The following is a 2,587-nucleotide window of genomic DNA, read 5'->3' as shown; positions in this document are numbered from 1 at the left end:
TATCAGTTACCTCTCATTTTCTCAATTACGATTTGTCAACCCCTTGAACGATTACGATCCAAAAGAGCTTGAAGGCTTGCCAGCCCCAGTGCAACGCTTCTTTCAGACAGTACTCAAGGACGGACAACCGATCGTGTCGGCAGTCAAACTCTCTCAGCAAGGGCAGTTCAACATGAGTGAAACTGAAGATAAGTGGAGTCCGTTCACCGCCACTCAACTTGTAATGACTCAACGCCTGGGTTTTGATTGGGATGCACGCATCCAGATAGCTCCAGGGCTAAATGCGTTTGTACATGATACATATTTGTTAGAAGAAGGTAGCTTACACGCATCATTACTCGGTCTTTTCACCGTTGCGGATGTGCGCGGTACGCCGGAAGCGAATCAAGGTGAATTATTGCGGTTCTTTGCTGAGGCTACTTGGTATCCTACCGCACTATTACCTAGTCAGGGTGTGCGCTGGGAAGCGATCGATGACACCTCCGCTCGCGCTACTTTAATCGATGGTTCCACCACTGTCTCCGCTGTGTTTCGGTTTAATGCTGAAGGAACGATCGATACGTTTCGGACTGAGGCTCGTTATCGTGACAAGCTGACTGCGATGCCTTGGGGCGGAAGATTTTGGGAATATTCAGTTCGTAATGAGATGCTGATTCCTTTGGAAGGCGAGGTGGGATGGGAGTATCCAGAAGGCACTCGACTCTATTTCAAAGGAAGAACTATAGAGATTAACTATGAGTTCGCGTTATGAGTATGTATGAACACTTCTGAATCAACGTAGCCTAGGAGTAGTTCACCTCATTGAGCAGCCCTCTATGAATGCAAGCGATGCACGGTTTAATCTAATCATCTTCAAACAGTTCTGGTCGATCGCTCAATCCTACTGGTCAAGTGATGAAAAATGGCGGGCGCGGGGGCTACTGCTGTTGGTCGTTCTGCTGTCCCTAGGCTACACAGGACTTAGCGTATTGCTCAACAATAAGCGAGGTGCCCTAATCTCCGCGCTATCTGCTCACGATGAAGCTAGATTTTGGCAAGCAATTCTGGTCTTTGCTGGGACATTGGTAGTTTACGCACCGCTCTATGCAGGCTATATTTATCTCCGCGATCGCTTAGGCTTACAGTGGCGACAATGGCTCACCCATCGCTTCATCGATCGCTACTTCGAGAATCGGGCGTTTTATACCCTAAATCATGTAAATGCCGATATTGACAACCCTGATCAGCGCATTGCTGAAGATGTCAAAAGCTTTACCCAAGAGTCGCTAACGCTGCTCCTAGCGGTCGTAGATTCGCTGTTAGCAGTGGGTGCTTTTAGCGGTGTGCTTTGGGGTATTTCTAAGCCGCTGATCTGTTTTTTGGTAGTCTATGCGCTGGTCGGCACCTTAATCACAGTTGGGATATTTGGCAAACCTTTAGTGCGACTCAATTTTGAGCAGCTTAAAAAAGAGGCTGATTTCCGGTTTAGTTTAGTGCGGGTGCGAGAAAATGCCGAGGCGATCGCCTTTTACCAAGGAGAGCAGCGCGAATCTGATCAAATCAAAGGCAGATTTATAGAAGCGTTTGATAACTTCAAGCGCTTAATTTTTTGGGAGTTAAATCTTAATATTTTGACCAATGCCTATGAATTTATTCCTTTCATTTTGCCTGCCATTGTGGTGGCACCCGGCATTTTTGCAGGTGAGCTAGAGGTAGGTAAAGTCACCGAAGCGCAAGGGGCTTTCATCCGAGTCTTTTTCTCGCTCAACCTGATTGTGGCGCGCTTTCAGTCCCTTTCTACTTTTGTTGCAGGGGTCGATCGCTTACACACTTTTGCGGAGTCTTTGGACAATACCCGCTTAGCCTTAAATCCGTCTGATGGAGCTGAGCAAACCACGATCAAAGCCGAAATTGCCGATAGTCTGGCGCTAGAAAGCATGACGCTACAAACGCCTGACTATCAAAGGACTTTAGTGAAAGACTTATCTATAGAGCTGTCAACGGGTGAAGGTCTGCTGGTGAGAGGTCCTAGCGGGTGCGGAAAGAGTTCTTTGCTCAGAACGATCGCTGGGCTATGGGATGCAGGCACAGGCACAATTCTACGACCGCCACTCAAGCAAATGCTATTTTTACCTCAGCGACCTTACATGATCTTAGGGACGTTACGAGATCAAATGCTCTATCCAGCTATGGATGAATTAATTGAAGATTCGCTGCTCAGGAAAATTTTGATTCAGGTAAATTTGCCTGACTTAGAGCAAAGGCATGGCGGATTCAATGCTGATCAAAACTGGGCGGAGGTTCTATCTTTAGGAGAGCAACAGCGTCTAATTTTTGCGCGTCTTTTGCTCAATAAACCGAGCTACGCTATTTTAGATGAAGCTACTAGTGCCCTCGATTCCAAGAATGAAGAACATTTATATCAACAGCTTAAAAACTCTGGCATAACTTTTTTGAGCGTTGGACATCAAGAAAGCCTGATTGAATATCATCAATCTATTTTAGACCTCACTGCTAATCAAACCTGGTTTCTAAAAGCTTCTGAAGCTCCACCTAATACCAATTTAATGTGAAGCCACATAGAAGAGTGCTTCCAAAATAAAGTTGT

The 2,587-nt window shown here is 46.1% G+C and carries 2 protein-coding genes; both read left to right on the top strand.

Going from position 1 to position 2,587, the window contains the following annotated elements:
* A partial coding sequence (locus AC5JMP_RS14610) for a DUF6920 family protein (protein ID WP_495852218.1) occupies positions 1-751 on the top strand: 751 nt, incomplete at its 5' end.
* A 64-nt stretch (positions 752-815) separates the two neighbouring features.
* Positions 816-2,552, top strand: a complete 1,737-nt coding sequence (locus AC5JMP_RS14605) for an ABC transporter ATP-binding protein/permease (protein ID WP_495852217.1) — start codon at positions 816-818, stop codon at positions 2,550-2,552.
* Positions 2,553-2,587: the final 35 nt, after the last annotated feature.

It is taken from the genome of Drouetiella sp. (assembly GCF_059504425.1).
Note: the sequence above shows the minus strand (reverse complement) of the source record. Positions and strands in the feature narration are given on the sequence as shown.

Coding starts and splice junctions, on each gene's coding strand:
- AC5JMP_RS14605 (WP_495852217.1), top strand. CDS start 816: ATGAATGCAAGCGATGCACGGTTTAATCTAATCATCTTCAAACAGTTC.